The following is a 15,610-nucleotide window of genomic DNA, read 5'->3' as shown; positions in this document are numbered from 1 at the left end:
CTACTTAATTGAATAAATCAAAAAAATAACGACTTATTATGTTATTTAATTAATGTAATACAATACTTAGGAAAGTGATTGTAATAAAAACATTAAAAAAGATTGATGTTCTTAGCTTTGTATAGCATTCGTACATCAATCTTTTGTTTAAATATTTATTCTTTTACATAACCCGCAATATCATCGTAGTCGAAATCATAGGTTAATTTCTTACCATAGGCTTTTTCATAAGCCTTTTTCTTTTGCATATAATCAATGTCCCGCATTCTTTTAGCGTTTTGATCAACTGTCAGGCGATCAACTGGGTAGATTGTCGGTAAGACGTGAAGAATATAGCGTGTCTTGTGGAATTCTCTACTATTTTTTTCCATTTCTGGAAGATCTTGAATTTCTACAAAGCAGGAGATAATCGGTACCTTAGCCTTAGCTGCGTAGTAATAAGCACCTTTTTGAAGGGGGCGAGGTTTACGGTAGTCATACCACATTTCTTGTTCAGGGTAGATTAAGACCCATCCCTTTTTATCAAAGACTTTCTGCAAGTGCTTTGGAAATTCTCGCCCCAAGTATTGGTAGCTTTGAACAATTGGAATAGCATTAATGTTATTCATTAAAAAGCCGAAGAAACCTGGCAATTTTAGGTTGGAGTCTTCAATTACAACATAGAGCTTTTTATGGCAGCGATTAGCTAATTTTTTAATTGGCAGGCTATCAGTTTGCTTAAAGTGATTAGTCGTTACAATTGCACCATGTTGCGGTCCTTTAGCTCTTTGTTTGTCTTTGATTTGGGTATGAGCCATTAAGACTAAAGTATCAAGATTGATAATAGTTTGGGCGATAATATTTTTAAATTTATGGCTCAGCTTTTTTTGTTGTTTCCAATAATCGTTAACTAGTTTGATTCTTTCATCTTTAGTAAGAATCGGATCGCCCAATTCAACTTTAGCGTGCATTTTACCTTTTTTAACGGCTGCTTTGATATTTTCGATAACTTGTGCACGATTTTCGCCGATAATCATAGTTTAATCCTTTCGCCTTTCGCTTTTACGTGAGCCCAATTATTGGGATCAACGACGGTGCTATCTTCTTTTTCAAGCATATGATCTAACTTAGCTCGATCTTCGGTACGTTCCTCATCAGTATAATTATCTAATTCAGCATGTAATTCTTCATAGAAGGGTGTTTCTTTAGCGTACTTCCAGAAGTAATCTTGATATTGAACATTATCAAAGTGCCATGGCTTAAAGAATAAGTTATAGTGAATTAAACCTGGATTAGGAAGGGGTTCTGTATTTTCATTAGGCATTGCATCCCAGCGAGGATCAAGATGCAAGATTCGGCCATCGCCAATTTCATTCAAATAGTCTTGATCTGGAGCAATACAGTCAAAATGATACTTCTCAAGCAAGTCCATAAAATGAGGAATAAAGCCTTCATCTCTAAAGGCCTTAGAATTTAAGACGAGCATTCCAGAGTTAATATACTTTTTAGGATCAAGGTCTAGGACATCTTTGATATATTTCACCATTTTATCTACATATTGAATAGAAGAATCAGTACATGCGCCAAATAAATTATTGCCTAATTCTGTATTGTATAGCTTAGCAATGTCATCAGTGACTACTGTATCGCTGTCGATGTAGATTGCCTTATCGTATTGCGGGAAAAGATCAGGAATGAAGAGGCGGTAAAAGATAGACATGGTGAAAAAGTCAGCTCGAAGATAATTTTCTTTTCTATCTTGGATCGGCTTTACTAATTTCTCATCAATGTGGAAGAATTCAACGTGTACATGGTCATTACCCAAAGCTGCCAATTGATCTTGGTGTTCTTTAGATAGATCTTGGTTTAGAAAGATAACTGTGTAGTCATTTTCTGGATTAGAATTCTTAACTAATGAATTTAAAGATACTGCAGCGTATTTAGTAAAGTCATCGCTAATACTATAAAAAACTGGAATAGTCATTTTAGTGCCTCTTTATATTTTTACGGACGTAGTCTTTTTAACTTTTGCCCAAGTTACATCTTCATTTTTAATTTCATCGACTTTTTTAATCATCCAATCAAGATCAGCGCGGGCTTTTTTACGATCTTCATCAGTAAAGCTGTCCAATTGTTCTTTTAGCTCATCATAGTATGGGGATTTTTTAGCAACATCCCAGAAATATTGACCATATTGAACATCTGCAAAGTGCCATGGCTTAAAGAAAAGGTTGTAGTGAACGATTTTTGGATCTTTGATTTCATCCATATGTTCATTAGGCATTGCATCCCACTCAAGCGGTAAGTGATAGATCTTATCTTCACAAATTTCATTCATATAAGCTTGGTCAGGATCAATATTGTCAAAATGATATTTTTCAATTAATGAATAGAATTTATCAACGAATTTTTTATCTCTAAATTCTTTCATATTGAATAAAATCACACCATTATTGATGTATTTTTCTGGTGGGAAGATGCCTTGGCATTCCTTAATATAAACTTGTAGCGGTTTAATAAATCTAATTGACATATCAGGGACACTCGCAAACATGTTATCGCCAATTTCAGTATTGTAGAGTTCAGCAATATCAGTGCAGATAATTGTGTCGGCATCTAAGTAAACGGCCTTATCATATTGCGGGAAAAGATTAGGGATAAAGAGACGGTAGAAAATAGACATGGTAAAGAATTGTGCTCGTAAATAATTTTCTTCACTATTGTGAATTGGAGCTACCATTTCATCATCGATATGGAAAATATTAACATGAACATTTTCAGTTGAAAGATCTTCGAGACTCTTTTTATGTTCATCACTAATACTTTGGACTAAAAGAGTGATTGTATAGTCCTTCTTTGGATCAACATGATCAATTAAAGACTGAATCGAAACAGCTGCGTAAGGTGTGTAATTATCACTAATTGTGTAAAAAACTGGAATAGTCATTCTCAAACTCCATCTATATAATAATTTAGCGCTGCTTTAAAAGCGGCTTAAGTTCTGTGTACTGCTTAAGTAAATCATCATATTCATGTAATTTCAAGACGCTATGAACACGTTCTACATCCCAAGGTTTAACTGTTAAAGTGTGGAAGTAGGGTTTAAAGCGAAAGCTAGTAGTAAAATGTTGGATTTTTGTATCAGAATGGAGCCGGTACTGTTCGTTGTAGCAGCGAGGAGCAATTCTTTTTTCGGTCGCAAGTTTATTTAAGGCAGATTGGTCGGGAAGGAGCATTTTTTTATCGCTCATTTTTTCTCGAACTTTTGCAAATAATCTTGTCTTTTTAATTTCATTCATATTTAAAAGCAAAACTCCGGAGTTAAGGTAGTCAAAAGTTTTGTGGCTGTGAAGATTATGGAAGAAAAAGCGACCCCAGAAATCTAAAACACCAACTAATTCCACATTAGTTAAGTCTTGGTTATAAAAATCACTAATATCCTTACGTACAATAATATCGTCATCTAAGTACAAGATGCGATCAGGGATTTGTGGAATTTGGTCCGCAAATAATCTGAGCATGGCATAAGGTGTGAAGCGAGTTTCCATGTTAGCGCGAGGAGGTTCTTTTTTGAACAACTCAGTACAGTCAATTAATTCAGCAGTGTTGTTTGGATCTTTTTCTTTAATGATTTTTTTGATTAAGTTAAAAGCTTGCTCATCAAAAGCTTCATATCCTTCTGCCTGCATAGTTAAGATATAGAGGTGCAGGGGAGCGGAGGTATTTTTTAATAAAGATAGAGTTGCAATTAAAATACCATCTTCGGCGTGAGAGTCGCCGCAAAACATAATATTCATTTTAGTCTCCAATTTCTCGTTTTTGATAGTGATAATATTGATAGTCGCTATTCTTAGATCGCTTTTTTAATTGCTCGAATACTTGATCATGGAGTTTTTTTTGTTGCTCTTTTTTGGTCAAGGTAGAGTCCGGGAAGAAGGGACCATCAATATAAACAGTAATTTTGGGATGCTTGCCAAATTTGCGTTTTTGATAAGTTGTCGTCATTACAAAACTTGCCTTATTTGCCTGAACTGGAAAATTAAAGCTAGTTTCTGGAAAGGACCGAATGCTGGTATAGTAAGGCCAGACATGAGCTTCTGGATAGATTACAATATGAGCATTTTCTTTAGTTAAGGTTTTAACAGCTTTAAGTAATTTAATAGCTTGTTTAATATTTTTGCCGACTGGTAGACCTCCATAGGGCAGGAGCGTTTTCCCAATAACTGGAATTCCCCAATTTGCTTGATTAGCAATGGCATAGTAATTTTTCCAGCCAAATAAGGTTAGGGGCATGAAGACGTCATTAACCATTTGGGTATGATTTCCGTAAATAAAATATCCTTCATTTTTATATTTAGATAACTTATCCTTACCTATTACTTTGACATGCATTATGCCATAAGTAAAAAGATAAGCAAAACCAGCAGCTAAAAAACGCATCAGATAATTAAGTGGAGTGTGTTTAATGATTTGGTAATTGTCTGGCAAGGTAAAGTCTTGTCTTTTACTTTCAACAACGTCATCGGTTGTGGAATTGTAGTAGATAGTATGATGTTTAGATGGTTTAGTATTCATGATATTAATTATAGAAAAAATTTAGAAACAAAAAAAGACATCGCAATTGCGATGTCTTTTAAAAATATGGGTGGTCAGGGGATCGAACCCTGGACCCACGGATTAAGAGTCCGTTGCTCTGCCAGCTGAGCTAACCACCCATTGGATAACCAACAGATACTATTATGCCAAAAAAAAATAAAAATGCAAGAACTTTTTTTGAGAAAATTGATATAAATTAAATTGAAGAAAATTAGAAACAAAAAAGACACCGTAGATGCGATGTCTTTTAAAAATATGGGTGGTCAGGGGATCGAACCCTGGACCCACGGATTAAGAGTCCGTTGCTCTGCCAGCTGAGCTAACCACCCATTGGATAACCAACAAATAGTATTATGCCAGTAAAGTAAAGAAAGTGCAAGCTTTTTTTTGCATAAGTTTAAAAAAAGTGGGGAAAACAGTATAATAGAGTTATTAATATTGAGGAGGCATCAGTATGCCAAAGAAGATTTTAGTCGTTGACGATGAAAAACCAATTTCTGACATTATTAAATTTAATCTGACTAAGGAAGGCTTTGATGTCGACACTGCATACGACGGCGAAGAAGCTGTTAAAAAAGTTGAGGAGTATGATCCCGATTTAATGATTCTTGACTTGATGTTACCAAAAAAAGACGGCTTAGAGGTTGCACGTGAAGTGCGCCAAACTCATGATATGCCAATTATTATGGTAACGGCTAAAGACACTGAGATTGATAAGGTGTTAGGTCTTGAAATGGGAGCAGATGATTATGTTACTAAGCCTTTTTCTAACCGAGAATTAGTTGCTAGAGTAAAGGCAAACTTGCGTAGACGTGACTTGACTCAAAAAGCTACTGAAGATGATGAAGACAAAAATATTACCATTGGCAATCTTGTGATTATGCCTGAAGCTTATATGGTTGAAAAAAATGGTGAAAAAATTGAATTAACGCATCGTGAATTTGAATTACTTCATTATTTAGCACAGCATATGGGACAAGTAATGACTAGAGAACATTTACTGCAAACCGTTTGGGGCTATGACTATTTTGGAGATGTTAGAACTGTGGATGTAACTGTTCGACGCTTGCGGGAAAAGATCGAAGACAATCCAAGTTCACCAACAATTTTAGTTACCAGACGTGGAGTAGGATATTACGTTAAAAACCCATCAGATGAATAAGGATCAAAGTCACTAGTGATAGTGGCTTTTTTTGCAATTAGGACCAATGAAGAAAATAAAAAGTGTATTTAATTCTATTAATTTTAAAATCGCAATAATTTTTATGTTGCTACTACTAGCAACGATTGAAGTAGTTGGGGCATCTTTTACTAGACAGCTTGAACAAAACTCAATTCAGAATTTTGAGTCTTCAATTCAAGTACCAAACATTATTACTAACCAAATTGCTAGTCAATTGAGTAGGGCAAATAATAAGAGTGCAAATCAACAACTAAGCCAGATTATTTCAAATTATAATCTTGGCGATATTAGTCAATTAATGGTAGTAGATAATAAAGGCGTGATCCGAGCTGTTTCAAATGTTAATGATCAGAATCGAATTGGACAACGAACCAGTAATGCAGATATAAAAAGCGTGCTTTCAAATGGAAAACAAGTTTCTAAAGTAATTAATGATAATGGAAACTATATGGTACAAATCTCGCCATTAACATCTGCTAATGGAACTAATACGCCTGTGGGAGCTATTTATGTAAGAGCAAGTTTACAGGGTGTATTCAATAACTTACGGCAAGTTTCTCTTTACTTCTTGATTGCCTCGTTAATTGCGGCTGTCTTAGGTGCGGTAGTTGCCTTGGTAATTTCCCGGGCCATAACTCGGCCGATTGAAGAAATGCGTAAGCAAGCTTTACGGGTCGCAAATGGAGATTATTCGGGACACGTCCGGGTTTATGCGCAAGATGAGTTAGGGCAATTAGCTGAAGCATTTAACACTTTGTCGGTACGAATTGAGAGAACTCAAGAGATTTCTGATAGTGAGCGAAGACGGTTAGATAATGTTTTGACCCATATGACAGATGGGGTTATTGCGACTGATCGTCACGGAAATATTACTATCATTAATGAAACTGCCTTAGACTTTTTAGGCAAAACTGAAAAAGATGTTATTGGAAAACCGATTACTAATTTGCTTGGCTTAAAAGATGTTACAATTCAAGATCTTTTAAGTACGCAACAAGAATTAGTTGTGCGGGTAAATGACAATACAAGAGATGAAATGATTTTACATGCTAACTTTTCTTTAATTCAGCGTGTAACTGGCTTTGTTTCAGGTCTAGTTTGTGTTTTGCATGATATTACGCAACAGCAAAAAAATGAACGGGAACAACAGCAATTTGTGTCTAACGTTTCACATGAACTTAGGACCCCATTAACAAGCTTAAGAGCCTATGTTGAAGCCTTAAATGATGGTGCATGGAAGGATCCAAATATTGCACCGAAATTTTTACATGTTATCCAAGATGAAACTGAGCGAATGATTAGGATGATTAATGATCTCCTTAGCTTATCAAGAATGGATCGTGGTGTAGCCAAAATGGACTTAGAGTGGGTTAACTTAAATGATTTTGTTAACCATGTTCTAAACCGTTTTGATATGATGCTGAAGTCTGATACAGATAAAATGCATAAAAAGAAGTATTCAATCAAGCGTGAATTTCCTCATCAAGCTTTATGGGTAGAAATTGATACTGATAAGATGATGCAAGTAATCGATAATATTATGAACAATGCGATTAAGTATTCACCTGATGGGGGCGTTATAACAGTTCGCCTTCTTCAAGCCCAAAAGCATGTCATCTTAAGTATTTCTGACCAAGGATTGGGAATTCCAAGAAAAGACTTAAATAAGATTTTCGATAGATTTTACCGTGTTGATAAGGCTCGTTCTCGTAAGCAAGGTGGAACTGGACTAGGATTAGCTATTTCTAAAGAGATAGTAGAAGCACACCATGGCCGGATTTGGGCAGATAGTGCTGAAGGTTCTGGATCAACTTTCTACATTTCTTTGCCATATGAAGCAATTAGTGAGGAAGGAGAAAACTGGGATGAGGTTTAAAGATAAAGTTTCTAGAGTGGCACTGCGTGTTAGCTTAATTGCAATGGTTGTCTTATCAATTATTCTATCGGCTGTCATTTGGGGATCAGATGCTCGATTTTCTAGAATTGAAGAAACATCTAATCAAACGCAAACTAAGGATCTGGGTCAACGTTCTTTAAGAGATATCTATCTACCAACGCAAACTTTTTATTTTAAAAATAAACAGATGTATCAAGTCTATGATACAAAGAATAATTTACCTTTGGAGTTTTCTAAATTAACTCAGTCTTTAAGACCGCTTTTGCCAATCCGAATCTGGTCTAGTCAAACTAAGTATGAAAAAATGTTGAGAAATCCAAACTATATTCAGCTAACATACTCAGATCAAATAACGATCTCATTATTTTTAACTAATGTAAGAAAAACTGATAGTTGGAAATTTAATCGCTTTTTTGTCTCAACGACTTCTAGTGACTACATTTATTTAGGTAATGATGAGAACCATACAATCTATCGTGTTCGTTTAAACGATGTTTCATTTAAGACCCTAATTGGGCATATTAGAAACGCTCAAACTCAAATGCCAGTCACTCTTGAAAAGGTGCATGATGACTATTTACCTTTCTATGAAAAAAATCTAAGCTTACCAGTTTATAGCTACTTAACTAATGAGGAATCTGATTCATATTTTGTTTATCGTTTGTTAGGATCAAACAATCCTACCCAGCATAGTAATGGCGATACGATTACATACTCTAATGGAGTATATGAGCGTTTAATTGCTGCTAAACATACTCATAACTATGAATATACTGATTATCAACAAGATCAAATTCCTAAGACAATTAGTCGTAAATTAAATGATAGTTTGTATTTCGTGCGAAAGATTGGTTTATCAGAACCAGATTTAAGATTCTTTGATGCGGATGATAATACAGTTATTTATCAAAATTATGTCGAAGAATATCCAATCTTTTTACCAGGAAAATATAAGATGCGAGCACAGGTGAAATTTGCATCTAATGGGATGACGATTAACTTCAATAGTTTAGACTTACAGATTCCAATTCCAACTAATGGAGAAAAGAAAACTTTAATTCCAACTACTGTAGCCATGGATGAGTTATACCAAAAGGGATATCACCGAAAAGATATCGAAAGAATTATTATTGGCTATACGGCTAAATCTTCTAACAGTAAAAATAAGAAACTAGTAGATTTAGAGCCTGCTTACTATGTAAAGATTAATAAGCAGTGGAAGACCTTAGATGAGTGGCTTAATACAAATAATCAGTTAGACAATGCAGGAAAGGAGGGACTAGTAGATGGACTTTAAAAGAATTGAATGGATATTTTTAATTGTATTTATCGGAATTAATATCTTTTTGGGAATTGAATTATGGCAAACGCCAACACTCTTATCTGCTGGTTCTACTCCGGCTCAGACTGATATTAAGAGCGAAACAAGTGCTGATCAAATTACTATTCCAAAGGTTAACGATAAACAAGAAGATGGATATTATTTGGCTGCCAAGACTGATAATTCTTGGATCAAAAAAGCTACTCAGCAGGTAAAGGGACAAGTAGAAAATAATTCAAGTGAAAATCTTATTTATGTTCATTTAGATAAGCCAATTACTTTATCTAAAAATAAAAAAGAAGCCCTGAGACAAGTGATGCGTTTTAAGGATGACAGCCAAAATGTATATCAAGGTAAAAATTATACTTACCTTTCAGAATTATTTGAGGGGGACGATTATATTTTTAACCAAAAAACTAAATATGGAGAATTCTTTGCTGCAACAGCTCGGCTTCATATTATTGTAAAAGATAATCAAATTGTCTCTTATTCCCAAAGCTATGTTGATGACTTAAATCCTGTTCGTGAGCGACAAAATACAATTAGTTCAAAAGCAGCGGTTGACTCGTTATATACTTACAGTGAATTACCAAATAATTCTAAGGTTATCTTGTTGAAGCAAGTTTATACTAAATTATTAACAGTTAAGGGAAATACTATTTATATTCCAACTTGGTTAGCAGCAATTGAAAATAATACTTCTAAGACAGTTACTTTGAAGCGGGTAAATGCATTTACAGGAACAATTATTCAAAATAATGTTACGACTGATGATTCTAAGGAGTGAAAAATGTGAAAGTATCAGTTTTATCAAGCGGATCAACAGGTAATTCTACTTTAATAGAAACTGAGCAACACAAAATTTTGATGGATGCAGGTTTATCTGGAAAAAAGACCAAGGACTTACTAGCTCAAGTCGGGGTTGATATTAAAGATATTGATATGATTTTTATTAGTCATGACCATACCGATCATTCAGGAGGTTTAGGAGTCTTAATGAGACGGTATCCACAAATTTCAGCTTATGCAAATTCAGGTACCTGGAATTATTTAATTGAAAGTAAGAAAATCGGTAACTTGCCTGTTGAACAGATCAATACTTTTGAATCTGGGGTAACGAAAACTTTTGGTGACTTAGATGTGACTAGTTTTGCTACTAGTCATGATGCAGCTGAACCCCAATATTATGTTTTTAGCAGTGTCGGTAAAAGATTTGCTTGTTTAACGGATACAGGATATGTTTCAAGCACTGTTAAAGGCGAAATTAAGGATGCAGATGGCTATTTAATGGAGTTTAATTATGATGATATGATGCTTAGAAATGGACCGTATTCTTGGTCTTTAAAGCATCGGATTATGTCGGATGTTGGACATCTTTCAAATGATCAGGCAGCTGATACGCTACTTGATGTTGTTTCTCCAAAAACTAAAAACATCTTTTTGGCCCACCGTAGTCAACATAATAATACTCAGTATTTAGCTCATGAGACTGCACATGATTTATTGGTTGCGGGGGATGCAAATCTGCCCGCAGATGTTAAAATTATTGATACCAATCCACTAGAAGCCGGATCACTCACAGAAATATAATTTTTAGCAAATAATTTGACTTGAATTCATAAAAAATTCAAAATTTGTGATTAGGCTAGAGTGAATAGAAAAGGAGAATTTTTATGGCAGAAAATAATACTAAGAACTCTAATAAGCATAATGCTCTAATTAAAACTGGTATTGTAGGAGTGGTTGCAGGATTACTCGGTGGTGGAGTAGCTTATGCAGGTTTGTCACAAATTAACGGACAGAATGCTCCACAAACAACTGTTGCGCCAACAGCTAAGGTTGAGAAGTCTAAAAGTAAGAACAGCAGTCAGATGACTAATGCCTTTAATACGGTAAAGAATTCTGTTGTTTCTGTTGTAAACTTGAAGAGACAAAGTTCTTCTTCAACTAGTGATCCATTTGGTATTTTTGGGTCTGATAGTTCCAGCTCTTCAAAGAAGAATTCTAAATCAGATTTAGAAACTTACAGTGAAGGTTCTGGAGTTATTTACATGAAATCTAATGGTAAAGGCTACATTGTAACCAATAATCACGTGGTTTCTGGAAGTGATGAAATCCAAGTTATTTTAAGTAATGGTAAAAAGGTAACGGCTAAAAAAGTCGGAACTGATGCAGAAACAGACTTGGCTGTCTTAACTATTGATGGTAAATATGTTACTCAAACTGCCCAATTTGGATCTTCTAAGAACTTAGAGCCAGGTCAACAAGTAATTGCTGTTGGTTCTCCACTTGGGAGCGAATATGCAACTAGTGTAACCCAAGGTATTATTTCTGCTAAGAATAGAACAGTAGATGTAACTAATTCATCTGGCCAAGTAACTAACCAGGCAACCGTTATTCAGACTGATGCAGCTATTAACCCTGGTAATTCAGGTGGTCCATTAGTTAATATGTCTGGTCAAGTAATTGGTATTAACTCAATGAAATTGTCCTCTTCTAGTGATGGGACTGCCGTTGAAGGAATGGGCTTTGCAATTCCTAGTGATGAAGTTGTTTCAATTATTAATCAATTGGTTAAGAATGGTAAAATTACGCGTCCTAAATTAGGCATAAGAATTGTATCCGTTGATGAATTAACAGAATATGGCCGCAAGAAACTTGGTTTGCCTGACAGTGTTAAGTCTGGTGTCTATGTTGCTAGTGTGACCAAGAATGGTAGTGCAGAGAAGGCTGGTATCAAGGCTCGTGATGTAATTACTAAGATTGATGGCAAAGATGTGGATAGCGTTGTTTCACTACATACAGCTCTTTATGCACATAAGATTGGCGATACAGTAACCCTTCAAGTGGTTAGAGATGGAAAATCACAATACATCAAAGTTACCTTAAGTTAATTGAATATTATTAAATAGAGATAAAAAAGCTATGATTATACGATTTGTAAGCGGTAATCATAGCTTTTTCTTAATATTTAAAGTGTGAAACCTAATAAAGTTCGTATTTTAAAATTGTCAAGATCTTAGAATTATCGAATAGGTTGTGGGAAAATGTGGAAAACTCTGTGGATTGTGCATAAGTTGGTGATAATAAAAATAAAAAATGTGGAAAACTTGTGAATTGTGTGTAAATAAAGTCCTAATTTTATAAAAGTTGAACGGCTGTTCAAGCCTAGTCTGTAAGGGATAGAGGGAAAAGTTTGGAAAATTAATCAAATTTATAAAAATGTGGAATAAATTTTATAAAAAAGTTATCCACTTTTTTATAAACCACAATTTGTTGAGAAGTAATTGAGCGAACTACTAAATATAGTTTTTAGTAATCCACAGCCAGGGGAAAACTCATGTGGACGCTATGTCAATTAGGGGATAAAATAAAAAGCTAGATGTGTGAAAGGGATAAATTAGCATGAATATAAAAATTGTCTGTGTAGGGAAATTAAAGGAAAAGTATTTTAAAGATGGAATTGCAGAATATGTAAAGAGAATGAGTCGTTTTGCAAAAGTAAAAATAGTTCAAGTTCCAGATGAAAAAGCCCCCGAAAAACTAAGTCCTGCTGAAATGGAACAGGTCAAAGAAATCGAGGGAAAAAGAATTTTAGATAAGATAAAAGATAAAGAATATGTTTATGTAACTGCGATTAAGGGGAAAGAAAGAACTAGCGAGGCTTTTGCGAAAGAGCTATCGAATTTAACTACTTATGGGCATTCTGACATTACCTTTGTTATTGGAGGAAGTCTCGGTACAAGTGACGCAGTAAATAAGCGAGCAGATGATTTAATCAGTTTTGGTAAATTTACAATGCCTCATCAATTAATGCGCTTGGTTTTAATTGAACAAATTTACCGTGCATTTATGATTAATAGCGGCAGTCCATACCATAAATAATTATTTGAGAAGAAACAAGATTGGTTGAAGTAGTACTATGATGCTACTAAAAATAAGCCAATCTTTTTTTGTTAAGGCGATCGGAACAATTATACTCCTTTCTTTGTCTTCACGATAGCCATGTGAAATCATTCCATCAGCTAAACTATTAGACCAAGAAATTGCGGCTAAAATTGCTTTAAAATATAAGGCCGGTGAGTAGAAAGATAAGTGGTAGTGTCTCATATCCCCAACTAGGCGGATTCGATTCACTTCGACATGAATTTTTGGAATAACATTAAAGGCAGCTAGAGTTCCATAAGCAAACTTACTAGGTAATTTAAAATTTTGTTCTAGTGAGCGAGCTAGAGCAAGAAAAGAAGTAGTTTCAGTGAAAGCGGCTCCTAAAAAGACATAGGCGTAAATTCTCGTAAATAAGACACAAGCTTTATAAAGACTACGGCTAGGAGTGAAGTAGTAAATTGTAATAAAAACTACGGAACCCGCGAATAAGGGAATGATAAATAATAAAAACAGCTTCTTAAGGTTAATGTGCTTAAACAGAAGATAGAGAAGGCAAACCCCAATGATAATGAGATTTGCTCCTAAATTAGGCACAAGTGATATTTCCAGAGAAATAATTAAGATTAAAAATAATTTTAGTCCGGGATTCATTTTATTTACCTCTATTTAGCGTAGAAAAGTTGTTGGCCTTTTAAAACAAGATGATAGTCACATAGATTTTGAATCTGATCGAGCTGGTGACTAATTACGATTAAGCTATGCTTTTCATCTAAGAAGTAGTTCTTTAGTAAAAAAATGACTTCTGAGACGCTTTTTTGATCTAAACCACTAAATGGTTCATCTAGTAATAAAACGTCCGGATAGGCCATTAACATGACGAGAATTTGAAGCTTCCTTTTTTGACCACCAGAGAGAGAATAAACAACTTGTTCATCCATATTTTCTAAATTGAGTTTAGTTAGGATAGACTGAAGCTTAGACTCATTGAGAGAAGGATTTTGATTGTGTTTTAAGCTAAAATCTAATTCTTCTTTTACCGTAACATTTAAGAATTGATCGTCTGAATTTTGAAAAATTTGTCCTACTTTTGACAAATAAGGCCGGCGACGCCATTTTTTAACCTCTTTATCTTTAAAGAGTAGTTCTCCCTGATAAGTAATAACCTTGCTTAAGGCCTTAAATAAAGAAGTTTTACCACTACCATTCTCTCCAGTTAGGAGGGTTGCTTTTCCGGAATAGATTTTTAAATTAGTTGAAGAAAGTAACTCTTTTTCTGGGAATGATAGGGAAAAAGAATTAAAAGAATATACTGATTCTTGATTTGTATGAGGAAGAGAAAAATTGGTTACTACTTCTTCTTGAGAAGGTAGAGGAGTAGTTTGAATTCTTTGATTTTTGATAGCAAAAACTTTGGGATCAATTTTTTCATAATTAGCAAAGTTATGATCACTAATCAAAATCGTTTTACCTTCTTGATAGAGTGAATCTAAACAGTTAAGCAGAAAGTTTCGATTATGAGAGTCGCAATTAGCAAATGGCTCATCTAATAAGAAGAGATCACTTTGCATTGCAATTAAGACGGCTAAGGCTACACGCTGCTTTTCACCGCCTGAGAGATAAAGGAAGGGACGGTCTAACAAATGCGAAATATTCGTTTTATGGCTAACTTCATCGATAATCTTTTGAGCAGTAACTCGATCAATTAGTTTATTTTCTAAAGCAAAAATTAATTCTTCTCTTGGAGTTGCCATCGTGAATTGACGATTAGGGTCTTGAAAGACCATCCCCCAATTAGTAAAGGGCTGATTTAAAGAACCAGTAGTAATTTTGCAGTTAGAAGTAGGCTCAAGGCCAGCAATTAATTTTAAAAGTGTAGATTTTCCGCAGCCACTTGGACCAGTTAATAAGGCAAAATCGCCTTGGTTAATAGTAAAATCTAAATTCTTAAAAATTAATTTGTCTTGGTATTGAAAGGAAAGTTGGTTAATTTTGATTTGTTTGGATGACATGGGCTTTTTCTAGAAGGTTTACGATTAATTTTACTAATACACAGGTAAATAGGAGCATGGAGATCCAGCGAACTACAAAGTAGAGAATCATATTAAAGGTTGAAAAATAGCTATAGCCGTTTTTTATGAAATCGTACAAATAAGTGACAATAGTCGTGGTTGTAGCAGATAAGAAAAGAGTAAACCAATCGTATCGACGGTAGCTAGTAAAGGTAAAACCTAATTCACTACCTAGCCCTTGAACAGCACCAGAAATTAAATTAACAGCTCCCCACTGTTCTCCGGCAATCAATTCAACGCAGGAACCTAAGAACTCTCCTAAGAAAGCAGAGCCAGGAATGCGAACAAGAAAGCCGGCTAATGGTCCTGCCATACACCAGATTCCCATCATAATATCATTTGCTAACATCCCATAGCCAATTGGAGTTAGGAGAGCGGTTAGAGCATTATAGAGGCTGTCACTAGCTAAATAAATAAAACCGAAAATAATAGCAATTAAGGCAATTAAGATAATATCTCTTACATGTAATTTTTTCATTTTTTCCTCCAAAAATAAAAAGCCACCTCAAAGAGGTGACTTAAATAAAGTCTAAAAATAATCATTTTCCCTACGTTGATATTAATCAAACAGGTTCAATGGGTATATTCTCAGCCAGATGGGCACCCCAGATGTATTTACAGTCTAAGCTTACGCTTAATAAGACTAAAAGACAATTAAAAATAATAAAAAGGTTATA

Annotated in this window: 15 protein-coding genes, 2 tRNA genes and 1 riboswitch; of the genes, 7 read left to right on the top strand and 10 right to left on the bottom strand. The window is 34.6% G+C overall.

The annotated features are described in order from the left end of the window. Nucleotides 1-155 precede the first annotated feature (155 nt). The 7 genes from HMPREF0528_RS07045 to HMPREF0528_RS07015 form a co-directional block, all read right to left on the bottom strand. On the bottom strand, nt 156-1,016 hold the full coding sequence (locus tag HMPREF0528_RS07045; protein ID WP_004896236.1) for a lysophospholipid acyltransferase family protein: 861 nt from the start codon (nt 1,014-1,016) through the stop codon (nt 156-158). Further along, nucleotides 1,013-1,963, bottom strand: coding sequence for a glycosyltransferase family 8 protein (locus tag HMPREF0528_RS07040; protein WP_004896235.1), 951 nt, complete (start codon nt 1,961-1,963; stop codon nt 1,013-1,015). The genes HMPREF0528_RS07045 and HMPREF0528_RS07040 overlap by 4 nt, the downstream gene beginning before the upstream one ends. 12 nt (nt 1,964-1,975) lie before the next feature. Further along, nucleotides 1,976-2,926 (bottom strand): glycosyltransferase family 8 protein, encoded by a 951-nt coding sequence (locus HMPREF0528_RS07035; RefSeq protein WP_004896234.1) that lies wholly within the window; start codon nt 2,924-2,926, stop codon nt 1,976-1,978. Between the two features lie 25 nt (nt 2,927-2,951). Next, nucleotides 2,952-3,776, bottom strand: a complete 825-nt coding sequence (locus HMPREF0528_RS07030; protein ID WP_004896233.1) for a glycosyltransferase family 8 protein — start codon at nt 3,774-3,776, stop codon at nt 2,952-2,954. A gap of 1 nt (nt 3,777) precedes the next feature. Next, nucleotides 3,778-4,554 carry a 1-acyl-sn-glycerol-3-phosphate acyltransferase gene (locus HMPREF0528_RS07025; RefSeq protein WP_034525303.1) on the bottom strand — a complete coding sequence of 259 codons (777 nt, stop codon included), beginning with the start codon at nt 4,552-4,554 and terminating at the stop codon, nt 3,778-3,780. 67 nt (nt 4,555-4,621) lie between these two features. Continuing rightward, a tRNA-Lys gene (locus HMPREF0528_RS07020) sits at nt 4,622-4,694 on the bottom strand. A 137-nt stretch (nt 4,695-4,831) separates the two neighbouring features. Continuing rightward, nucleotides 4,832-4,904, bottom strand: a tRNA-Lys gene (locus HMPREF0528_RS07015). A 125-nt stretch (nt 4,905-5,029) separates the two neighbouring features. Here HMPREF0528_RS07015 and yycF point away from each other — a divergent pair. The 7 genes from yycF (at nt 5,030) to rlmH (ending at nt 12,861) form a co-directional block, all read left to right on the top strand. Beyond that, entirely contained in the window at nt 5,030-5,737 is a 708-nt protein-coding gene (yycF, locus tag HMPREF0528_RS07010; protein WP_004896231.1) for a response regulator YycF, read from the top strand. A gap of 46 nt (nt 5,738-5,783) precedes the next feature. After that, nucleotides 5,784-7,634 carry a cell wall metabolism sensor histidine kinase WalK gene (walK, locus tag HMPREF0528_RS07005; RefSeq protein WP_034525359.1) on the top strand — a complete coding sequence of 617 codons (1,851 nt, stop codon included), beginning with the start codon at nt 5,784-5,786 and terminating at the stop codon, nt 7,632-7,634. Then, nucleotides 7,624-8,952, top strand: a complete 1,329-nt coding sequence (gene yycH, locus HMPREF0528_RS07000; RefSeq protein ID WP_034525302.1) for a two-component system activity regulator YycH — start codon at nt 7,624-7,626, stop codon at nt 8,950-8,952. The genes walK and yycH overlap by 11 nt, the downstream gene beginning before the upstream one ends. Then, nucleotides 8,942-9,763: a two-component system regulatory protein YycI gene (locus HMPREF0528_RS06995; protein WP_004896227.1), complete on the top strand. Its 822-nt coding sequence runs from the start codon at nt 8,942-8,944 to the stop codon at nt 9,761-9,763. The genes yycH and HMPREF0528_RS06995 overlap by 11 nt, the downstream gene beginning before the upstream one ends. A 5-nt stretch (nt 9,764-9,768) precedes the next feature. Continuing rightward, a complete protein-coding gene (locus tag HMPREF0528_RS06990; protein WP_034525301.1) occupies nt 9,769-10,566 on the top strand; it encodes an MBL fold metallo-hydrolase in 798 nt (265 codons plus the stop codon). Between the two features lie 83 nt (nt 10,567-10,649). Next, the gene (locus tag HMPREF0528_RS06985) at nt 10,650-11,870 is read left to right on the top strand and encodes a S1C family serine protease (RefSeq protein ID WP_004896223.1); all 1,221 of its coding nucleotides are present in this window, start codon (nt 10,650-10,652) and stop codon (nt 11,868-11,870) included. Between the two features lie 511 nt (nt 11,871-12,381). After that, the gene (gene rlmH, locus HMPREF0528_RS06980; RefSeq protein WP_004896221.1) at nt 12,382-12,861 is read left to right on the top strand and encodes a 23S rRNA (pseudouridine(1915)-N(3))-methyltransferase RlmH; all 480 of its coding nucleotides are present in this window, start codon (nt 12,382-12,384) and stop codon (nt 12,859-12,861) included. Here rlmH and HMPREF0528_RS06975 read toward each other — a convergent pair whose 3' ends face one another. Genes HMPREF0528_RS06975 through HMPREF0528_RS06965 form a run of 3 tightly spaced genes read right to left on the bottom strand, consistent with a single transcriptional unit; the run spans nt 12,862 to nt 15,411 of the window. Next, entirely contained in the window at nt 12,862-13,515 is a 654-nt protein-coding gene (locus HMPREF0528_RS06975) for an energy-coupling factor transporter transmembrane component T family protein (RefSeq protein ID WP_004896219.1), read from the bottom strand. Between the two features lie 11 nt (nt 13,516-13,526). Further along, complete coding sequence (locus HMPREF0528_RS06970; protein WP_004896217.1) at nt 13,527-14,873, bottom strand: ATP-binding cassette domain-containing protein; 1,347 nt, start codon at nt 14,871-14,873, stop codon at nt 13,527-13,529. Further along, complete coding sequence (locus HMPREF0528_RS06965; RefSeq protein ID WP_004896208.1) at nt 14,848-15,411, bottom strand: ECF transporter S component; 564 nt, start codon at nt 15,409-15,411, stop codon at nt 14,848-14,850. The genes HMPREF0528_RS06970 and HMPREF0528_RS06965 overlap by 26 nt, the downstream gene beginning before the upstream one ends. Nucleotides 15,412-15,460: 49 nt before the next feature. Next, nucleotides 15,461-15,551: riboswitch (TPP riboswitch) on the bottom strand. Nucleotides 15,552-15,610 lie beyond the last annotated feature (59 nt).

Source organism: Lactobacillus johnsonii ATCC 33200 (genome assembly GCF_000159355.1).
In the GTDB taxonomy this organism is placed as follows: Bacteria; Bacillota; Bacilli; order Lactobacillales; family Lactobacillaceae; genus Lactobacillus; species Lactobacillus johnsonii.
This window is presented reverse-complemented; position numbering and strand designations above follow the sequence as displayed.

Excerpts from the sequence above, each read along its gene's own strand:
- HMPREF0528_RS07045 (WP_004896236.1), bottom strand. The coding sequence starts at position 1,016 with ATGATTATCGGCGAAAATCGTGCACAAGTTATCGAAAATATCAAAGCA.
- HMPREF0528_RS07040 (WP_004896235.1), bottom strand. The coding sequence starts at position 1,963 with ATGACTATTCCAGTTTTTTATAGTATTAGCGATGACTTTACTAAATAC.
- HMPREF0528_RS07035 (WP_004896234.1), bottom strand. The coding sequence starts at position 2,926 with ATGACTATTCCAGTTTTTTACACAATTAGTGATAATTACACACCTTAC.
- HMPREF0528_RS07030 (WP_004896233.1), bottom strand. The coding sequence starts at position 3,776 with ATGAATATTATGTTTTGCGGCGACTCTCACGCCGAAGATGGTATTTTA.
- HMPREF0528_RS07025 (WP_034525303.1), bottom strand. The coding sequence starts at position 4,554 with ATGAATACTAAACCATCTAAACATCATACTATCTACTACAATTCCACA.
- yycF (WP_004896231.1), top strand. The coding sequence starts at position 5,030 with ATGCCAAAGAAGATTTTAGTCGTTGACGATGAAAAACCAATTTCTGAC.
- walK (WP_034525359.1), top strand. The coding sequence starts at position 5,784 with ATGAAGAAAATAAAAAGTGTATTTAATTCTATTAATTTTAAAATCGCA.
- yycH (WP_034525302.1), top strand. The coding sequence starts at position 7,624 with ATGAGGTTTAAAGATAAAGTTTCTAGAGTGGCACTGCGTGTTAGCTTA.
- HMPREF0528_RS06995 (WP_004896227.1), top strand. The coding sequence starts at position 8,942 with ATGGACTTTAAAAGAATTGAATGGATATTTTTAATTGTATTTATCGGA.
- HMPREF0528_RS06985 (WP_004896223.1), top strand. The coding sequence starts at position 10,650 with ATGGCAGAAAATAATACTAAGAACTCTAATAAGCATAATGCTCTAATT.
- rlmH (WP_004896221.1), top strand. The coding sequence starts at position 12,382 with ATGAATATAAAAATTGTCTGTGTAGGGAAATTAAAGGAAAAGTATTTT.
- HMPREF0528_RS06975 (WP_004896219.1), bottom strand. The coding sequence starts at position 13,515 with ATGAATCCCGGACTAAAATTATTTTTAATCTTAATTATTTCTCTGGAA.
- HMPREF0528_RS06970 (WP_004896217.1), bottom strand. The coding sequence starts at position 14,873 with ATGTCATCCAAACAAATCAAAATTAACCAACTTTCCTTTCAATACCAA.
- HMPREF0528_RS06965 (WP_004896208.1), bottom strand. The coding sequence starts at position 15,411 with ATGAAAAAATTACATGTAAGAGATATTATCTTAATTGCCTTAATTGCT.